Source organism: Microbacterium xerophyticum, from assembly GCF_053543555.1.
On sequence record NZ_JBLVOB010000002.1, the window covers coordinates 70,584 to 89,827 of the forward strand.

Annotated in this window: 15 protein-coding genes; 5 read left to right on the forward strand and 10 right to left on the reverse strand. The window is 59.8% G+C overall.

Annotated elements, in window-relative coordinates; all coding sequences use genetic code 11:
- Window positions 1–2: 2 nt before the first annotated feature.
- Window positions 3–1,343 carry a hypothetical protein gene (locus ACNPNP_RS00870; RefSeq protein ID WP_448964180.1) on the reverse strand — a complete coding sequence of 447 codons (1,341 nt, stop codon included), beginning with the start codon at window positions 1,341–1,343 and terminating at the stop codon, window positions 3–5.
- 27 nt (window positions 1,344–1,370) lie between these two features.
- Window positions 1,371–2,267, reverse strand: a complete 897-nt coding sequence (locus tag ACNPNP_RS00875) for a nucleotidyltransferase family protein (protein WP_448964181.1) — start codon at window positions 2,265–2,267, stop codon at window positions 1,371–1,373.
- A 448-nt stretch (window positions 2,268–2,715) separates the two neighbouring features.
- Here ACNPNP_RS00875 and ACNPNP_RS00880 point away from each other — a divergent pair, with 448 nt between their 5' ends.
- The 4 genes from ACNPNP_RS00880 to ACNPNP_RS00895 all read left to right on the forward strand — a co-directional run bounded on the left by ACNPNP_RS00880 (window position 2,716) and on the right by ACNPNP_RS00895 (window position 7,389).
- Window positions 2,716–3,975, forward strand: a complete 1,260-nt coding sequence (locus tag ACNPNP_RS00880; protein WP_448964182.1) for a nucleotide sugar dehydrogenase — start codon at window positions 2,716–2,718, stop codon at window positions 3,973–3,975.
- A 9-nt stretch (window positions 3,976–3,984) separates the two neighbouring features.
- Window positions 3,985–5,070: a glycosyltransferase gene (locus tag ACNPNP_RS00885; RefSeq protein WP_448964183.1), complete on the forward strand. Its 1,086-nt coding sequence runs from the start codon at window positions 3,985–3,987 to the stop codon at window positions 5,068–5,070.
- A gap of 250 nt (window positions 5,071–5,320) precedes the next feature.
- Entirely contained in the window at window positions 5,321–6,301 is a 981-nt protein-coding gene (locus ACNPNP_RS00890) for a glycosyltransferase family 2 protein (protein WP_448964184.1), read from the forward strand.
- Entirely contained in the window at window positions 6,298–7,389 is a 1,092-nt protein-coding gene (locus tag ACNPNP_RS00895) for a polysaccharide pyruvyl transferase family protein (protein WP_448964185.1), read from the forward strand. The genes ACNPNP_RS00890 and ACNPNP_RS00895 overlap by 4 nt, the downstream gene beginning before the upstream one ends.
- Before the next feature lie 1,235 nt (window positions 7,390–8,624).
- Here the strand turns inward: ACNPNP_RS00895 and ACNPNP_RS00900 are convergent.
- The 8 genes from ACNPNP_RS00900 to ACNPNP_RS00935 form a co-directional block, all read right to left on the reverse strand.
- Window positions 8,625–9,902, reverse strand: a complete 1,278-nt coding sequence (locus ACNPNP_RS00900) for an oligosaccharide flippase family protein (protein ID WP_448964186.1) — start codon at window positions 9,900–9,902, stop codon at window positions 8,625–8,627.
- A 102-nt stretch (window positions 9,903–10,004) separates the two neighbouring features.
- Complete coding sequence (locus ACNPNP_RS00905) at window positions 10,005–10,934, reverse strand: NAD-dependent epimerase/dehydratase family protein (RefSeq protein WP_448964187.1); 930 nt, start codon at window positions 10,932–10,934, stop codon at window positions 10,005–10,007.
- Window positions 10,935–10,956: 22 nt separating this feature from the next.
- Window positions 10,957–12,180, reverse strand: coding sequence for a glycosyltransferase family 4 protein (locus ACNPNP_RS00910; protein WP_448964188.1), 1,224 nt, complete (start codon window positions 12,178–12,180; stop codon window positions 10,957–10,959).
- Window positions 12,177–12,818 (reverse strand): NeuD/PglB/VioB family sugar acetyltransferase, encoded by a 642-nt coding sequence (locus ACNPNP_RS00915; protein WP_448964189.1) that lies wholly within the window; start codon window positions 12,816–12,818, stop codon window positions 12,177–12,179. The genes ACNPNP_RS00910 and ACNPNP_RS00915 overlap by 4 nt, the downstream gene beginning before the upstream one ends.
- Entirely contained in the window at window positions 12,811–13,434 is a 624-nt protein-coding gene (locus ACNPNP_RS00920) for a sugar transferase (protein WP_448964190.1), read from the reverse strand. Before ACNPNP_RS00920 ends, ACNPNP_RS00915 begins: the two co-directional genes overlap by 8 nt.
- 3 nt (window positions 13,435–13,437) lie before the next feature.
- Window positions 13,438–14,571, reverse strand: a complete 1,134-nt coding sequence (locus ACNPNP_RS00925; protein ID WP_448964191.1) for a DegT/DnrJ/EryC1/StrS family aminotransferase — start codon at window positions 14,569–14,571, stop codon at window positions 13,438–13,440.
- Window positions 14,568–16,439, reverse strand: coding sequence for a polysaccharide biosynthesis protein (locus ACNPNP_RS00930; RefSeq protein WP_448964192.1), 1,872 nt, complete (start codon window positions 16,437–16,439; stop codon window positions 14,568–14,570). Before ACNPNP_RS00930 ends, ACNPNP_RS00925 begins: the two co-directional genes overlap by 4 nt.
- A gap of 159 nt (window positions 16,440–16,598) precedes the next feature.
- A complete protein-coding gene (locus ACNPNP_RS00935; protein WP_448964193.1) occupies window positions 16,599–17,768 on the reverse strand; it encodes a hypothetical protein in 1,170 nt (389 codons plus the stop codon).
- Between the two features lie 107 nt (window positions 17,769–17,875).
- Here ACNPNP_RS00935 and ACNPNP_RS00940 point away from each other — a divergent pair, with 107 nt between their 5' ends.
- Entirely contained in the window at window positions 17,876–19,231 is a 1,356-nt protein-coding gene (locus ACNPNP_RS00940) for a tyrosine-protein kinase domain-containing protein (protein ID WP_448964194.1), read from the forward strand.
- Window positions 19,232–19,244 lie beyond the last annotated feature (13 nt).

The window sequence follows — 19,244 nt, forward strand, 5'->3', positions numbered from 1 at the left end:
CATCAGCGGCGTTGGCGCTCAATAGTTGCCGGTAATTTACCGGCTACTATCCGCGGCGTCATGTCTCCGTCTACTATCAACTTTCGCAAGAGAACTACAATCACCAGCAGAAAGAGGACTGAGGATCCTCGGAAGATCTGACCCTTAACGTTGGCGATAACGAGGCCCACTAGAAGAGCAAAGAAAAGCGTCGTATCCGGACGAGAATTCTTGAACATGAAATAAACAAGCGCAGCATACCCGAGAACAACATAAACGAGCCCGCCCATGAATAGATCATTGGTAAACCCGACGTCCGCACGGAACTGGAGTTCACCCGTATTCTTGTAGACGTGATCACCCGTTCCAAAGATCAGTCCGAAGCCCTCGGGAACGGTTACTAGCTGGTCGTAAAGGACTGCGTATGTCCCTTCCCTAGAACCATCCAAGAGCGCGTCAGTCTCACTTATGAACCGCTCAATAAACGCCGCAGTCGCGGGAACATACTGATTGATGAGGTTCCATGCGAGGCCACCGACGGCCCCGATTCCAAGCAATATGCCGATGGCTGCAAAAACGCCGCGCCCCTGCAGCATCCGCCACAACACGATCACGAAAACCATGGCGACGAAGACGATCAATCCCGTTCGCCCATTCAACAGAATAGACACGAGGATTAACGGAATATAACGAACCCCGCGGAAGCCGTAGGCCAAAGCGAAGTACACGGCGATCGCCGCGAGCATCGCGTGATAGATCGGCGTAACGAAAGTAAACTCGCCCATGAACCCATAGATTCGCGCTGCAACGGTGAACTCTCGCTCTCCGGCAGAGAGCTGATAGAGGGAATTCGAGATGGTTTTCAGTGGCGGAATCACAAACGATGCCAGCGCCCATACGCCCTGGAACGCAGCGAGCTTATACAGCATACGCAGCGTCGATTCTGCAGTAAACCCGCGGCTCTTGCAGACGTGTAAAATGAATGCACCATGTATAGCCATGAGCAACATAATGTTGTTCTGAACGAGTCGGAGATCAACGACGTCCGCAACCTCGGGCTGAGCGATAATTCGCACGACGGCGACATAGAGACTCAGCGCGAAAAGCATGATGAGCAGCATTCGAAGCGGCGGGTACGCGAGTAGTCTCAATGGCCGGTGGCGGCCGAGCATGGCGTGCACCATAATCACCACTGCTAGAGCGGAGAGGATCACGAACTTACTCACCAGGAAGGAACTGGAGAAGGTCGGGTTATACACGACATAGAACGTGTACACGTACAACCCAGCGTTCCTTATGAAACTCCCCGAAGGGGCACGTCGTTCCAACTGCTGGGCACGCTGCGCCGTTCGTATGGTCGTCACCATACCGATTCTAGCTTGTAGCCGACTCTAGCGACGCTTACGAAAGGCAAATCGCACCGCCACAGCTGCTCCCCTCTGCAACCTGGCAGCGTTGTAGGCGATAGCCTCCCTATGGCTCGGCGATCTCATCGGATCACTCCTAGGAACATGGCGGCGGGGCACCCAGAGCGCGCGCAGAGCGATCTGTACCCGAGGCAACCATCGGGAGTGTTGAAGCTCCACCAACCACCCCACCGCGCCGGACTCCTGGCCATATGTTCGCTGATAGCTCCACCGCGTCATCTGGTCGACGCTCGCATCCGCTATCGTGGGCCCAAGCTCGCCGCGGGCAATGACGTGGCGCAGGACCCAGATGGCACCCCCGCTTGATGCAGTCGCATAAAAGTCACGTCGCTCCTGATCACTGAAGTGAAACAGCAGCCGATCCACGACCTGGGCCTCTTCCTCGACATGACGGGGAGAATCCGGGTGTCGCGCCGCGTGCAGAGCGGCAATAACTGCAGACGTCGGCAGGGAAGGTATCAATATTTTGGTGTTCGCGACCTCCAGGACGCTTCTTCCCTTCCACAGCTCGTCGAACACGTCCTGCGGCTCGGCGAAAAACCCGGGGAAATAGCGATGAACATCGATAGCGCACGGCCAACTCGGGTGAGTGTAGGTCCGCGCATGCCAAGGGAGCAACGAGGGCGTCTCCCGTCCAAAGTACGGACGCCATCCGTACTGCTCGAGCAACTCGCAGTATCGCTGATGGTCCACCGGATCTACGAGAATGTCCGTGTCCGCCGAAACGCGATCGCGACGCAACCCGTAGTAATTCGCGGCCGGACCTTTGATGGACAGCATTCTCACGTTGCCATCTCGCGCAACGCGCGTAGCAAGTGCATGCGCGAGCAATGTCGCGCTACCCAGCTGAAGCGTGGTCACGAGCCCAGGGGCACCACATGCGATACTCGCATGTTCCTCCGGCGCTCCGCTCACAGTAGATGAACATAGCGCACGACCGAATCAAGCATGCGCGGTCATCGTTGCCAAACGCGGGCTGGAGGCTCAGCCAACAGCGCTAGCTCTATGGCAACATCGGCGCAGGTTGTTCGTCGCACGGGAGCTGGCTGGCGATGCGCAACCCGTCGCTGCCTTGTGCGTCTGCCGTTCGTTGTGCGTCTGCCGTTCGTTCTTCCCAGTACAGGCGCCAAGAACCAGCGTGAACTGAGGCGGTCGGGAGCGGTTCATCCAATGTTCTTGAGGCTCGGGAGCGAAAATGTAACCGGTCGTGACCGTGCCGCTAATGTTAAGTGCGCTGGGAGCACCATCTCCGTGTTCACCGCCCGGCACCGCTACCGCCATCCCATTGCTTCGAAGTGAAGAGTTCAGCATGAAAAAAGTACTAGTTGTCGGCCAGGGCTACGTAGGGTTGCCAGTCGCCATGCGCGCCGTCGAGGTTGGGTATGACGTGGTGGGAGTCGATCTTGATCAGCGTCGCATCGCCGGTCTGGCAGCAGGCGACTCCTACGTAGAAGACATACCATCGTCAACCTTGCGTGCTGCGTTGGCCTCTGGCCGGTACCGAGTTACGGCCGACTACGATGATGCTGGATCTTTCGATTTCGCCATCATCACAGTTCCGACTCCACTAAAAGAGTCGCTGCCTGACCTTTCGTTCATCGAGTCTGCTACGCAGTCTCTCTCGCGTCATCTCAAGCCCGGCGCGACGGTGGTTCTAGAGTCGACGACCTACCCAGGAACAACAGAGGAACTCGTTGCTCCGCTCCTGGCAGCCGGCAGCGGATTGGTCGCCGGCTCCGATTTCCACGTCGGCTATAGTCCGGAGCGGATCGACCCGGGAAATAAGACCTGGGGCTTTGTCGAAACGCCGAAGGTTGTCTCCGGAATAGATGCTGAATCGCTCACCGCCGTGGACGCCTTCTACTCGTCACTTGTGCACACGACGGTCCCAGTCTCCGGCACAAGCGAGGCCGAGCTCACGAAGCTTCTCGAAAACACTTTCCGCCATGTGAACATTGCCCTAGTAAACGAACTTTCGGTGTTCGCCCACCAGCTCGGCGTCAATATCTGGGAGTCGATTGACGCTGCGGCAACGAAGCCGTTCGGATTTATGAAGTTCACGCCTGGGCCGGGTGTGGGCGGGCACTGTCTGCCCGTTGACCCGAGCTATCTCTCCTGGCAAGTCCGCCGTAAGCTGGGGCGGAGCTTCCGCTTTGTTGAGCTGGCGAACGATGTCAATGAGCACATGCCACGTCACGTCCTCGATCGCGCAACCTCGCTCTTGAATGATCAGAGTCAAGCACTGCGCGGGGCAACGATTCTGCTCGTAGGACTCGCATATAAGAAGGACACCGGCGACATCCGGGAAGCTCCGTCGCTGCGACTCATCGACCTACTCGAGGAGGCGGGGGCCCGCATTCTCGCGGTAGACCCACACGTTGAGGACCACCGCTGGCCGACCGGGGTTGAGAAGGCTGAGCTGACTGCAGATATCGTGCGGGACGCAGACCTCGCGATCGTTCTCGCAGATCATAGTTCCATCGATCTCGCCCCACTAATCTTGTCCGATACACGCATCCTGGACACTAAGAACGCCCTACCTGGGCAACCGAACGTCTCCTCAATCTGAGTTTCTGACGTGGTTGACGTAGTACATCTGATCGGAGGGCTCGGCACTGGTGGTGCCGAGCACCTCGTGGTCAACCTATGCACCGAGCTTCGTGAGACAGGGATCAACGCGTCTATCGCCACGTTAACCGACACGACCGGCGTACCGTACCATCGCGCGATCGCGAATGGGATCCCTGTTACCGCCCTGGGGCGAGTTCGAGCAGATCCACGTCTAACACCGCGGGTTCGGCGGCTCTTCAAAACGTCGCCAATCGTGCACGTGCACCTCTTTCCCGCACTGTACTGGGCTGCATTCGCAGCAGAGCGCATCCCCACTCCGTGGGTCTACACCGAGCACAGCACAGGCAACCGGCGGCGTTCGCTTAAGGCCCTGACTAGCCTTGAGCGGGCTGCGTACTCCCGCCCATCAAAACTTGTTGCGATCAGCGATGGTGTCCGGTCTTCGCTCTCGCAACACTTACAACGACTCCGAATCGATCGGAACATCGATGTCATCCCAAACGGCGTTGCCCCGGAGTTCTATCTTGACCCACCGCGCCGGCAGACTCCTTCCGGGAAAATTCGAGTCATCGCAGTCGGCACGCTCGACAGCCGGAAGAACTTTGGGCTGGCACTGGAGGTGGTAGCCAGATCGCCAGCAGCAACATTGACGATTTTGGGGGCAGGACCTGATCGCGAGCAACTGACAGCCTCCGCGCGACGACTTGGAATCACTACTCGTGTGACGTTCGTCCCCACCACCGATAATGTGACGGCTTATCTCGACCGGCACGATGTGCTGCTCTCGACGTCCGTACGCGAAGGTTTTGGATTGGTTGCCGTCGAAGCCATGGCCCGCGGTCTGCCGGTCGTCGCCCCGCGCATACCTGGAATCGGTGAGGTAGTCGAGGACAATGTCGTCGGCTTGCTCTATACCCCAGGCAAAGATGCTGCCTTTAACGCCAGCGAGCATCTTCGGTCGCTGATTGATTCACGCAAGTATCAAGCGCTATCTGTAGCCGCCACGTCACACGCCCATCGATTTAGCATTAGACAAGCAGCTCGGTCTCATGCACAACTTTACGAAACGGTATTGAGTGAATCGGTCGTCTGAGCCAAGGCTGTCGCTCATTCATGAACAACGAGAAATATGAACGGTGACGCGACGATTAGTTGCCTGCGAAGTCGCCGCAGCGAATTAGCCAGGCAACCAAAGACACAGGGGAACGTTGCAGTCGATTGTCGAAGCGGGACGATTCTCTCATCGGAGACAGTATCAATGTTTCGATGCCCACACGGCACGCGTTCCGGGACGCGACCGGAGGAACTGAGCACCACCCGACCAGCAGCTCGAATGGAGCACCATGCCAATAAAAGTCTCTATTATAGTTCCCGCATATAACGTAGCGGATTATATCGACCGCTGCATAGTCTCGCTACTCGACCAAAGCCATTCGCATATCGAGATCCTCGTCGTAGACGACGGATCCACCGATGAGACCTATCAGCTCTGCGCCGAGCATGCGGCACGAGACTCCCGAATCAGACTCGTTCACCAACAGAATTCCGGAGTTTCCGTGGCCCGGAATACGGGCATTGAGTTGGCGACAGGCGATTGGATTTCATTCGTCGATGCAGACGATCTCATGCCGCAGCATGCAATTGAACATATGGTGGCGATCGCGAGTGAATTCAATGCCGACGGCGTGTGTGGTCGTTACACTAACGACGACAAGTTTCTGAGCCATGATAACCTACAGTCACACCCGGCCGCCATCCTAAACGGCCGTGAAGCACAGATCGCACTCCTTTATCAGCGAACGATCGCAAACGCCCCATTCGCCAAGCTGTTCTCGAAGAATGCGATCGACGAAGCACGCTTTCCGCCAGGAATTCCAGTTGCGGAGGACCTCGCGTTCAACTTCAGGGCACTAAACAACATGCGGGTCGTCGTACTTACGTCAGTTGTTGTATACCAATACTTGACTCGCGTAGATGGAGCAATTAACTCCACCGAGGCGGGTCGACGTGCGTTGGCTCTCTATGTAACAAGCCGTATTCTTGAGGAAGCGCGCGAGAAGAACGACGCTACACTCGTGGCCGCTGCTACTTCTCGACATTTTATGGAGGCAGTGTTTGTGGGATCTCGTTCGCAACTATCCGCTCAGCGACAAGACTGCCTCGCTATCATGCGCGAGAATGGACGGGCCGTCTCTCAAGATCATCACGCACCGCGGGCATATCGTGCGCTTGCGATGATCGCCCGCCTGAACCCATCTCTCGCGCTCTTCGTCTTTACGGGCTACAGTGCCATCAAGAGCCGCCTCAGCGTCGGTGCACGATGAAGCGCGTCGCCGTTCGTTTTTACGCAGCGGACAACCTCGGAGACGACCTATTTCTCAAAGTGCTAGCTGAGCGGTATACTACTCAGTTCGTATATCGTCGGTACTCCCGCGGCGGAACGCTCTCACGACTACCGAGCCTTCGTGGCGTTGGCGGCAGATGGTCAAGTCGCGCCTACATCCTACTCGAGCGCCTCTTGGGCGTCGGGAGCCTCGCAACGCTGCGGCTTGCGCGCGGCACGGAAGCATTGATACACGTCGGTGGATCGCTCTTCATCGATGATGGCGATAGTCGAAGGTGGGAGCGCGAGAGTCGCTTTTATCGCCGATTGGGACGTCCTTACTATATCCTCGGTCTCAACTTTGGACCCGCACGAACCCCCGCGTTCATACAACGTGTGGCTGATATCTTCAAGAATGCGCAAGACGTGTGTTTCCGCGACAGAGCATCGTACGAGATCTTCGAGGGAATTAAGTCGACCCGAGTCGCGACGGATGTTGTTTTTGCGATGGACGTCACTCGCTTGGACCCGACGAACGAGCGATCGGTGGTCATCTCCGTAATCGACGCGCGGCGCCGTTTCGACGCATCGGTGGCAGAACTGTACTTGGAAGCCGTCGGCAAGCTCGCAGCGAAACTGGCAGGTGACGGCTATCGCGTGGTCCTCATGTCCTTCTGCGAACGCGAGGGCGACCTCTTAGCCGCCGAGGAAATCCTGCGGAAGCTTCCGGACGCCACGCGAGACGATGTCAGCATCTACGACTACCAAGGCGAGATTGACGAAGCCTTAGCTGTGATCGCTCGCGCCGATCTGGTTGTAGCTTCTCGGTTCCATGCAAACGTCTTGGGGCTGCTGCTTGACAAGAAGATCATTTCCCTTGCCTACAGCAGAAAGACCACGGATTTCCTGACCGAAATAGGTTTTGAAGGTCCGATATTTGACATCAAGAATCTTGATGTCGAGGAACTCTGCACGATTGATATCAGGTCGATTCCGCGTACCGATATTTCAGCTCAAGTCCACCTGGCTGAGCATCAGTTCGACTCTCTTGACAAAGAATTGGAACGCAGAGCATCGAGAATGGTATAGACCGAGTTTCGATGAGCCGAATTTAGATCATCCTTCCCCGCCCATGTCGGCATGGATTGATTTACAATCGCAACTATCCGCTAGATTCTACTGTCGAGGTTTTTCGACTAATCTCAATGAAGTTGATCACGGTGGATATGGCAGAGCCGCCCGTCACAGGCTAGCCCCGCGAAAGCATCGGTAGCTTGAGCTGCTCGCCCTTCTCCGCTTACTCGCTGCAGTCTTGGTCGCGGTGTTCACTGGCTCGGTCGCGGGATCAGCGGTGTTCCCAAGTTGGGGCGGGCTACTGCGCCGTGAAAGTGTCACCGTCGCCGGCCGCACAGGGCGAGCAGATCGGCACGACCCGACCTGACCCCGCTGCGCCGCGGGCACAACGGCGGTCCCCCGTGGACCGACCGAACGACGGATCACACGTGCGCCCAGTCTCCTTACTACGGGTGGTCAACTTCACATACGTGTCGAAGTGGTCGGGCATGGCGTTCACGGCATTCGTTACTGACGTGTCCTCCCGTCGGATCGTGGGCTTCCGAACGATGTCGAAGTTGCCTACCGATCTGCCGCCCGACGCGCTCGAGATTGCCCCGTGGGCCGGAGATTGGATGAGGATGTGAAACCTCGGACGCGGGATCGCAGTACACGGCTGTGCGCTATGCGGAACTGCTTGCTGAGGTCGGCGCGTTCGCGTCGACCGGGACTGGCTAGTTACAGTTACAACAATGCGCTCACAAGTCGCGTCGCCGCGCTCTGCAAGACCGAGCGCGTGAAGATCGATGGACAGTGCTTCAGCGCCGACGACCCGAAACTGGCAACGCTGACACGGACGCACTGATTCGATGAGGCCCGGTTGCACTCCCGAATCCGATACTCCCGCTCACCGAGAAGGAGAACGAGCATTGCCCTGAGATGAACTCCAGGCCAATCGGCGGTGCTTGGGTAACTCGCCTTCCACTAAGCCTGGGAGTTTCATAGGACTTAGACATGACGTCATGCTTCCAGACCAGTCCACCGGTTCACCAACTCAGATCTCATCTATCCGCGCATCAGACCCTCATCGGCCTGAATGCTCCGTGCTTGACTGTTTTGGAGCGTGGAAGTGACGTTGAACAACTTCAAGTAGAGTGCTTTTGCAGTACTGCGACCGCCGCTCAATGCTGTACAGGCAACGCTGTCATGAGCACCCTAGATTCGATCGGCCATACCCCGACGGCCAACGATGACAGCGATGGAACTGGCCGTCAGGACGCGTCGGCAGGCGGTGGCGCAACTGCGAGCTTACGGTCTTCCGAACGACACACCTGCAGTCCGCAGATCCAAGTTGCGACGTCAGCAATCGTGAGCGCCAAGAGCATCGTCCACACCGCTTGCAACGCGTCCGCCCCAACAATGGCGGATGTCAAGACACCGACACCAAGCAGTGCAGCCCGGAGAAACTCCAAGACCATCGACAGTCTGGCTCGCTCGAAAAGGTCGACGAAACTACGCGTTGGATTCACAACCATGCGGACGCCCGCTGTGATGGCCATTGCTTTCGTGAACTCTCCGGCATCCACCCATTCTTTACCAAGTGCGATGGGCAACAGCCACGGCCCAAGAATGAAAAAAGTACCGCCGACGATGAAACCGATAGCCAAGAGCAACAGCGAGACACGCACGTAAAGGTTGCTGTAGTCACCGTTCCGTGCCCGTATACGCTCGGCCATATGAGCACGAAACACGGACCCTATCGAAAGCCCCAACATCGCGAGAGGAGCTGAGATGACTCGCTCTGCCATTCCCATCTGACCACCGGAGCTCGCACCGAACCAAACGATAATGATCAACAGGGGCCCTTGTTGTGTAAGAAACACCATGAAGGAGGAGGGCACGAAAACTGCGGGAAATCGCCAGTATCTCCGAATACTCGCTGTCACCTCGCGGAACGAGGTCGGCTTCAGGTATCTGCGCGAGCGTGGGAGGAGCGTAAGAACCCCAAGCGCGGTGCCGGCCGCACTGCCCAGTATGAGCCCGTTGGCGACTTGCGATTTGAGTGGCGCTAGTCCAAGTTGCGTGGCACTAATTGACAACGAGTGAACAATATTCCGGCCAGCCACGAAGCCAAACTGTTTATCACGCAACGTGAGTTGCACCAGAAGATATTGCAGAGCGGTCAGCGCTACAAGCAATCCAGCGAGGATACAGTCAACAAACGTAAGGTTCAAGTCTGAAAGTCCCGCCTGAACAACACCAATCAGCACGAGCGCTGTCGCAAGGCCAGTAAAAATGGAACTGGCAAACACCGCAGAGACGAGCGAACGCACAACACGCTGGGAACGAGGCAAAACTACCGCGTAGTCGAATCTGAGAGTCGCGATGGGGGCCAGTATCGAAGCGATTGAGAGCACGAAAGACAAAGCGCCGAATTGACTCGGAGAATATAGTCGGGACAGAATAGGCAGAACAGCCAGCGTGATGACCTGGCCAAGTGCAGTAGCGATTGTTATCGACGCTGCGCCCCTGAACGCTCCGAACTTCATGTCGTCAGAATGCAATCAATTCGCATAGATCGAGTCGCTATTCGCCCGGTTTTCATTGGAAGCTTTCCCCACGATTGCACAGGATATCCCTGACTTGATTCATCACGATTGTGATCGAAACCACCGCACTGTCGAAGCAATTCCGTCTGCCAGCGGAACCGCTCGCACAGAAGGGAAATGTTCCTGCAGACGCAGACCGTCGGACTGAGATGCGCGTACATCTCCGATGCGTGATTCGACGTGTTCGATGGTAAACGATTGACCCACCTCAGCAGAAATTATCGCAATGAGGTCGAGTAGAGTTGTCGATGTTCCGAATGCAAGATTAACCGGATCGGGCAACATCAAACGTCTTTCAACAGCAGACCAGATCGCAGCGCAAACGGTGTCAACGTGCGTGAAATCTCTCGACTGGAGACCATCGCCGTGTACAATCAACGGACTGTCCGACAAACCTGCGTCGACGAACTTGGGGATCACCGCCGCATAGACATGATCCGCCGGTTGTTTCGGACCGTAGACATTGAAGAACCTGAAGGCGAGCGTCGGCAGGTTATATGCATACTGATACGCAACGACATAGGCTTCGGCGCCAAGCTTCGTGACCGCATACGGGCTCATTGGCCTGGTCCAGTCAAACTCTGACTTGGGGAGCTTGCTGTTGGCACCGTACACCGAGCTGGACGAAGCGAAAACTACGTACGCTCGATTTTCTCGCGCAGCTTCCAGTACGTTAAGTGTGCCAGTCAGGTTGGCTACGTGGCTCGCCACGGGATCCTTCACAGACCGGGGAACACTACCCAAGGCACCAAGATGAACGACCGCATCAACGCCAGCCATGGCTCGTGAAACCGTCTGTTCGTCCGCGACGCTTCCAACAATGAGTTCGATGGACAACCCATCGAGATTCGATTCTCTGCCAGTACTGAAGTCATCGAGCACTACGATCTCGTGCCCCTGTCCCAGTGTGGAAATGTATGCGACCAGGTTGGATCCTATGAATCCGGCCCCGCCGGTGACGAGTATCTTCATGCTGCCTTTCGATTCTGAAGTTTCATTTTCCCCGACTGTGTTGAGGCTCTGACAGCGCCTGGGTCAGGTGTGCTTCAAGGTTCTCCCAAACGAGTGCCTGCCTAAAGTGCTGAACTACCCACTCTCGGGAACGGTTTCCATATTCTCTGCGTAGTTCCGGATCAGAAATGAGATCCGCGAGCGCGCTGGCAAGTTCACTATCGCTATCCTTGTTCACAACGCGTCCAGTCAATCCGTCTATCACCGAGTCAATCGCACCAGTCGCGTTGGTCGTCACGGTTGGAACACCGCTGGCACCTGCTTCGAGAACGACGTTAGGAAACCCTTCCCGCCGCGTGGGAAGGCAAAGCACATCAATCAATGCATAATACGGACTGGTGTCTGCGACGTGTCCAGTGAAAAATACGCGCGACTCGTCGAGCGGGTCAGTATCTACTGAGCTTTGTCCCTCCGCTCCGCCGATCACGAGAAGTTGAAAGTCTATGCGTTGCTCGACTAGTCGCTCTATCGCGGCTTTCAGCAGCGTGAATCCCTTGTCGGCAGTGAGGCGCCCGACGAAGCCGACCACCGGAATACCGTGAGCAAGTCCAATCTGATGTTGAAGCGTGCGAACCGTTTCGTCGTCGGACGCACGTGGACGAAAGCGTTGCGTATCAACGCCGTTTGAACTCCCCTGCCCGAGGACCACGAGTTTAGTCGGATTAGCCAACCCGAGCCGCACGAGCTCTGATCGCAGACTGGGACTCACAACAACTGCGCGCGTCGATAGCGCAAAGGTAAGCTTCTCGAGCCCAACGAGGATTCTTCGCAGAGCTCCACCCGCGGTCTCGAGCCGTAGCCCGCGAACCACATAGATCCGTTCGGGTACCCGAAGTATCCAACCAGCAATCGTCGCTAGAAGTGCTGCCTTCGGCGTTCCAGCCCAAATCACATCCGGTCGGATTGCCCGAAGTTCACTAGTCCAGGTGACTAGTGCCCGGAAGTCCTGAACGGGCGACGGCTCACGTCTCATCGGAACCGCGTGGGCTGTCACCCCCGCCACGTCACGAAGTGAATCCAATTCTGTTCCAGGACTCGTCACTACATGAACTTCCCAACCACGACTCACGAGGAATGAGGGGAGCCCCCGCATGAGGATGAGGGAAACATTAGCTGTCACCGCGAGAACGATACGACCTTTGGGACGTACAGCGTTGCCCCCATCATTCGGCGTTGCTACGCGACGTCGCCGCGTCCACCAACTCATCGTGCTGGCACCCCTTTCACAATGGATGCAGCTTCGACGTCGCGAGTGACGACGCCACCCGCACCGACAACAGCGCCAGCGCCAATCGTGAGCTCCTGAAGAACGACCGAGCCTGCGCCAAGGAGCGTCGAACGCTCGATCACGACGTTTCCCGAAACGATCGCCCCTGGATTGACTGACACAAACTCCGCTAACTTCGTATCGTGCCCGATGATGCACCCGGGATTGAGGTGCACGTGATCGCCGATCGACACGTTCGTCGACGCCTGCACGCCGGCCGCGATGACGACTCCCTCGCCGATCCGCGCCTGCGATCCGACGACGGCCCGCGGATGGACGACGGTCGCTGGATGCAGTCCCGCATCCGTGAATCGGCGGACGACACTCTCGCGAACGGCGGGCGAGCCGATCGCCACGACGAATCGCTCAACCCCCAACGTCGTCGCGAACCATTCGCTTTCGGTGCCCAAGTAGGTCACTCCGCGTGATGCCAGCCGCTCAAGGTCTGCTTCCCTCGGCCCGGAATCGATAACGCCGAGCAACTCCAGCGCACCACCGGCAGCGATGACGGCTTCCACGACGTCGATCGTTTCGCGTCCGAATCCACCTGCGCCGACGATGACAATCTGGTCAGCCATCAGTTTCTCCGAACTTCCTCATGGTCGCGTGCCCGTCGGCGCTGATACCTTCCCGGACGACGACAGACCGGAGCGTGCGTGCGAGAATTCGGGCATCGAGACCAAGGCTGCGGTTATCAACATAAGCGACATCGAGCTCGAACCGCTTCTCCCAGTCCACGGTGTTTCGCCCACTGACCTGCGCGAGCCCAGTGATTCCGGGACGTACTTCATGACGCCGAGCCTGCTCGGGCGAATAGCGTGTCAAGTACTCGACAAGCAGAGGACGCGGCCCCACGAAGCTCATGTCTCCGCGAAAGACGTTCCACAGGGACGGCAGTTCATCGAGACTCGTCGACCTGAGGATGCTCCCGAACGGGGTCAGTCTCTGCTCATCGCTCACCCACCCACGTGTCGCATCAATGCTGCGCATGGAACGAAACTTGTAAAGTCTGAAGATTCGGCCACCTCGTCCAGGACGCGGTTGCGTGAAGAGCACCGGAGCGCCGAGCTTCATTCGGACCACCAGCGCGGTCGCGACTATCACGGGGCTCAGGATGACCAGCGCAAAGGCTGAGACGACCAGATCGAGAACTCGCTTGACTGCGTCGTAAGGTCGACGCTTGGCCTTAGCCATGCATCAACGCCCGTCGAGGAACGCGACGATCGCACTCCGTGCACGTTCGCGCTGCGATGTGCTCAGTGCCGATCCACTCGGCAGCGTGAGTCCGCGTTCGAAGAGCCTCTCTGACGCGCCCGTGATCAGGCCTCGGGCACCGGCGAAGACCGGCTGCAGATGCATGGGCTTCCACAGCGGCCGGCTTTCGATGTTGACCTCGGCAAGTGCCGCCGCCAGCTCGCCGGGCGCCCAGCCGGTGATCGACTCGTCGACGACGATCGACGTCAACCAGACATTGTCGGCTTCGTCGCCCTCGGCACCAAAGACCTCGACCCCATCGACGTCGGCAAAGAGCTGCTTGTAGAGCTCACGCATCTCACGACGCTTCGCGATCATCTCGTCGAGGCGAGACAGCTGTGCGCGTCCGAGCGCCGCCAACAGGTTGCTCATGCGGTAGTTGTACCCGATGTCGGTGTGCTCATAGTGAACGACGGGTTGCCGAGCCTGAGTCGCCAGGTATCGCACGTGCTTCGCGAACGATTCGTCGTCGGTGAGCAGCATCCCTCCACCCGAAGTGGTCATGATCTTGTTGCCATTGAACGACACGATCGATGCGCGACCGAAGCTACCCGCCGCCTTACCGGCGTGTGTAGCACCGAGGGACTCTGCGGCATCTGAAAGAACAGGCACATCGAACTCGGCAGCGATCGCGAGAATCGACGTGTAATCGACAGCCTTGCCCAGCAGGTCGACGGGGACGATCGCGGCAATGGTCTCGTTCGACGCTCGCAGCGACGTGAGCGCCTCGCGCAGCACAGCAGGGTCCATGTTCCCAGTAATGGGATCGGCATCAATGAAGTACGGCTCGGCTCCTGTGTACACGATCGCATTCGTCGTTGCCGCGAACGTCATCGTCGATGTGACCACGACGTCGCCGGGTTTGGCTCCCAACGTCAACAATCCGAGATGCAGCGCAGCTGTGCCAGAGCTCAGCGCGACGCCATGCGCCACTCCGACCCGTTCAGCGAGCTCACGTTCGAACGCGTCTACGTCCGGACCGAGCGGGGCGATCCACCCCGAGCGCATCGCCGCGACGACGGCGTCTTCCTCCCGCTGCCCGACATCGGGGGAAGACATGTAGATGCGTCCGCTCACTGGGTGCTCTCCGTGTTGGTCAAGCGCAATGGCTCGATGACAGACGTGTCGTTGTTCCGCGGCTCCGAGACCATCCGCGCTTCCCAGCCTGCCTTGTCCAGACGTTCCGGTGAGATCGGATCGGCGGTGGTGTGGGATACCTTCGGGTGGAACGGGCGCTCAAGATCCTCACGGTTGCCGACGAGAACCTCATGCAGTTTTTCGCCGTGACGCAGCCCGGTGAAGACGATCTCGATGTTCTTGCCCGACATCGCGATCATGCGCTTGGCCACCTCGAGGATCGAGACCGGCTCACCCATATCGAGGATGAGAACCTCGCCTGTGCGGCCGATGCCACCGGCCTGGATCACGAGCTGGCAGGCCTCGGGAATCGTCATGAAGTAGCGGGTCACGTCGGGATGGGTGACCGTCAAAGGGCCACCGGCCTCGATCAGTGCCTTGAACGTCGGGAGCATCGAACCACGGCTGCCGATCACATTGCCGAAGCGCACCGAGAGGTAGCGCATTCCGGTCTGCTCCCCCGCCCAGGCGGTGAGCTTTTCAGCGACGCGCTTGGAGTGCCCCAGCACGCTGGTCGGGTTCGCCGCCTTGTCGGTCGAGATGTTGACGAAAGTGTCGACGCCCACCGAGCGAGCGGCCTGCAGCACGTTCAGCGTGCCGAGCACATTGGTCTTCCACGCCTCGTCCGGGTACTGCTCGAGCATCGGCAGGTGCTTCAGCGCGGCGGCGTGGAAGACGACCTCTGGGCGGCGGGCGGCGAAGATCTCGTTGAGTGTGTCGCTCTCGCGGATGTCGGCGAGCACGACGTCTTTCGTGTCGAGCAGTCCGTGTCCGGACGTACCCAACTGGGCGAGCTGCAGTCCTGTCTCGTCGCGGTCGAGCATGATGAGCTCGCTGGGGCCGTACTTTGCCAACTGCCGGCACAGCTCCGATCCGATCGAACCGCCGGCACCGGTGACGAGCACCCGCCTGCCGGTGACATAGCCGGCGATGAGCTCGACGTTGGTGTCGACGGGGTGGCGACCGATGAGATCTTCGATGCTGATGTCACGCACGTCGGCGGCCGACTCCTCACCACTCACCAGATTGGAGAGGGTGGGCGTGACGGATACGGTCAGGCCCGCGGATGCTGCGGCATCAGTGAGACGACGAAGCAGAGTGCTGTCTGCACGCCCGATCGCGATGACGGCGACCTTCGCCCCCGTGCGCTCGGCGGCCGCGGCGATCTGGCTGGTGCGTCCGATCACCGGCACGCCGCGCAGTCTCAGATTCTTCTTCGCCGGATCATCGTCGAGAATGCCGACGGCACGTATCGGGGAAGTCGGGTCGGTCGTGATGTTGTGCAGAAGAGTATCGGCCAGGTAGCCGGCACCGATGATAAGTGCAGGCTCGGCCTCATCACCCGGTTTGCGATTGCGCTCGAGCAGCAGGCGGGCCAAGTAGCGCACGCCGAACATCAACAGCAGCACGAACGGGAACGCGAGGATCACGGTGCCACGCGGGATGTTGATGAGCGGGCCGACCGTCATCACGATCACGGCCAGGACAAAGGCCTGCGCGGTGACGGCCAGGCCAAGAGTGCGCACCTCTTCGAACGAACCGTAGGTGAATCGGCCGCGGTAGAACGCGAGGAAGTAGCCCACTCCGACCTGCAGTCCGGCAGCGACGAGAGCCAGTATCAGCGTCGCGATCCAGCCCGTCGTCGACGGTTCGAACTCGAAGCGCAGCACGACTGCCGCCAGGATGCCGACGATCCAGGCAAGGCTGTCGACGATGGCGGCGGCCATGCGTCGTCTCCGCTGCGCTATCGACACGATCGTGATCGATCCGGTGTCCGTGCGCACGCCGCTGCTGTCTACTGAATTCACCTCTGCTGCCCCTCACCAAATGCAGCACCCCTGCTGCGCTCAGCTGGGCCCCATGGAGTCCATCCAGCTGATTGCTAATTTCTTACATCGTGGCATACAACCGGGCACCCAGCGTGCACGGCTTCTCTGCATTACCCGCACAAGATTTGTACACGCGGGTCAGCCCTCGGGCACCTCGTTGACCGGATCCGTTCCGGGATCGGTCCCAGGATCCGTGCCAGGATCGGTGCCGGGATCGGTCCCCGGATCCGTCGTGCCGGGATCCGTCGCGCCCGGTTCAGTCGGCTCTGGATTCGGCGTGAAGGGTTGCTGATTGTTCTGCGACTGTTCACGTTCTCGTTGCTCGATCTCACGCACCCGCAGATCGTCAGCTCGCAGGGCGATCACCGCGTCACGGAAGGCTGTCAGCACAGCCGCGCCGGAGTCACCGTTCAGCGGTGTCGCGTTCACAGTCGCAGCTGCCGCGGTGACGGCATCCCGGAACTCCTGGCCGGCGACCGGGTACGCCTCGTTCTGCGCCGCCGCGTAGCCGGTGAGCGTCGCGGCGAATGTGCTGAGCTGATTCGCGTAGGTGGTGTTCAGAGCGTCGACGGCAGTGACCACGATACGCAGTTCGTCGGCGGCTTCGTCGACGACGGTGGAAGCCTCCTGCACCTCATTGATCGCATCTGCGACGCTCGCCAGTGATCGCTCATCGACCTCGCCGCGTTCGTACGGCGCCGGTGCGGTCGGAACCACGGTCTGCTCGAGAGCAGCGCGGTACCCATCGATGGCCTGGATCGCGGCCCCGAGCGCGGCGGGGTCGGCGGTCTCCAGACGATCGTCGGTCGCGGCGAGCTCGCTCAGCGCGGTGCGGATGCTGGCAGAGTCGGCGAGACCTGTCGCGATGCTCTCTTCGAGGCGCGTCGTCGAAGTCGCGAGCGAATTCTCTGCGGCCGTCAGCGCCTCCTCGTCGGCAGCGAGAATCTCGACTGCTTCGGCGGAGGGGTCGGCGCTCGCCACCTGCACTCCCGTGAACACAGCCGTTGCGGCGACCACCACGACCGCGACACTCGCGGCGATCGCGTTGACCCAGTCGACACGCCGATGACCCCGCGGCTTCTTGAGCTTCGCGTTCGGGGCATCGGCATACATCGCCGTAGGCGAGCTGTTCACGACCGCGGAGTCGACGAGATTGACGAGCTTGACGGAGTCCGCGCCCGCGTTGCGCGTACGCGTCTCTTCCCGAGGGCGACCGACCAACGCCTCCAGCAGCGGGTCAGCGCGCGCCGAACCATCCGCCGCGCGGACGGGCGGATCGAGATCGGGGATCTCGTTATTCGGAGGCATGGACTCACCGTTCTGAATGCGTGTGCACGCCGAGGGCAGCGGCGAGGTGGACTAATCTCTGAAAGGATACCCGGCTCCCGCCGGAAGCATATGGAGAGTGGAGCGCGATGACCGTGCAGGACTACGTGCGCCTTCTGCAGCGCAATCTCGTCCTCATCATCTCGCTGACCCTCATCGGGCTCTGCGTCGGGGTGCTCGTCGCGCTCACGACACCGACCAGGTACAGCACATCCGCGCAGTTGCTCGTCTCGGCGCAGACCGCCGACGGTGCGACCCCGGCCGAGCTCAACCTCGCACGCGGCTACGCCCAGCAGGCCGTCACCAGCTATGTCGACATCATTCCGAGCTCACTCGTGCTGCAGCCGGTGATCGATGACCTCGGCCTCGACACCACCGTCGAACAGCTGTCGTCGCGCGTGAGCGTCTCGACCGCCACGGCGAGCACGGCGATCACCTTGACCGTCACGCATCCGAACCCCGGTCAGGCCGCGCGTCTCGCCAACGCGATCGGAGAGAGCTTCGCCACGGTCGTCGCAGAAGAACTCGAACGCCCGATCGACACCCGTCCCAGTATCGTGCGCATCGACACGCTCGAAGCGGCGTCCGTCCCGGTGACTCCATCCGCCCCGAACATCCCGCTCACAGTCACTCTCGGCGCACTGCTCGGACTCGCCGTCGGCGTCGGAGCCGCGGCGCTGCGCTCTGTGCTCGACACCCGTGTGCGCACGATCGACGACGTCGAACGAGCCGTCTCGGCTCCGACTCTCGGCGGCATCGCGCTCGACCCGCTGGCGAAGAAGCGACCGTTGCTTGTCGCCGTCGCCGGGCGCGATCCTCGCTCCGAGGCGTTCCGGTCGCTGCGCACGAATGTCAAGTTCCTCGCGCTCGACGGCGAACCGATGGCGCTGGTGGTCACGAGTTCGGGCCCCGGCGAAGGCAAGTCGACGACCGCGGCCAACCTGGCGATCGCCTTCGCCGAGTCCGGCGCGCGGATCGCGCTGATCGATGCCGATCTGCGGCTGCCGCGTATCGCGGACTACTTCTCGATCGAGGGCGGCGTGGGCCTGACCGAGGTGCTCATCGGGCGTCTCGACGCCAGCGACGCGCTGCAGCACTGGGGCCACGGAGCGCTGTTCGTACTGCCCGCAGGCACCATCCCGCCGAATCCGGCAGAACTGCTCGGGTCTTCGGCGATGACCTCGCTGCTCAACGACCTGAAGGCCGCGTTCGACATCATCATCATCGACTCGCCGCCGGTGGGCCTCGTGACGGATGCTGCAGTGCTCGCCCGCCTCACGCAGGGAGCCATCCTCGTGGCGGCGTCGGGAAAGACCCGCACCAACCGCCTCAGCGAGGCGGAGGCCACCATCGAGAAGGTGGGCGCCAAGGGCGTCGGCACGGTGACGACGATGCTGCCCACCAGAGGCGCTGATCGGACGGCCTACGGAGTGTACGGCGCGTAGGGCGCGCCGTACA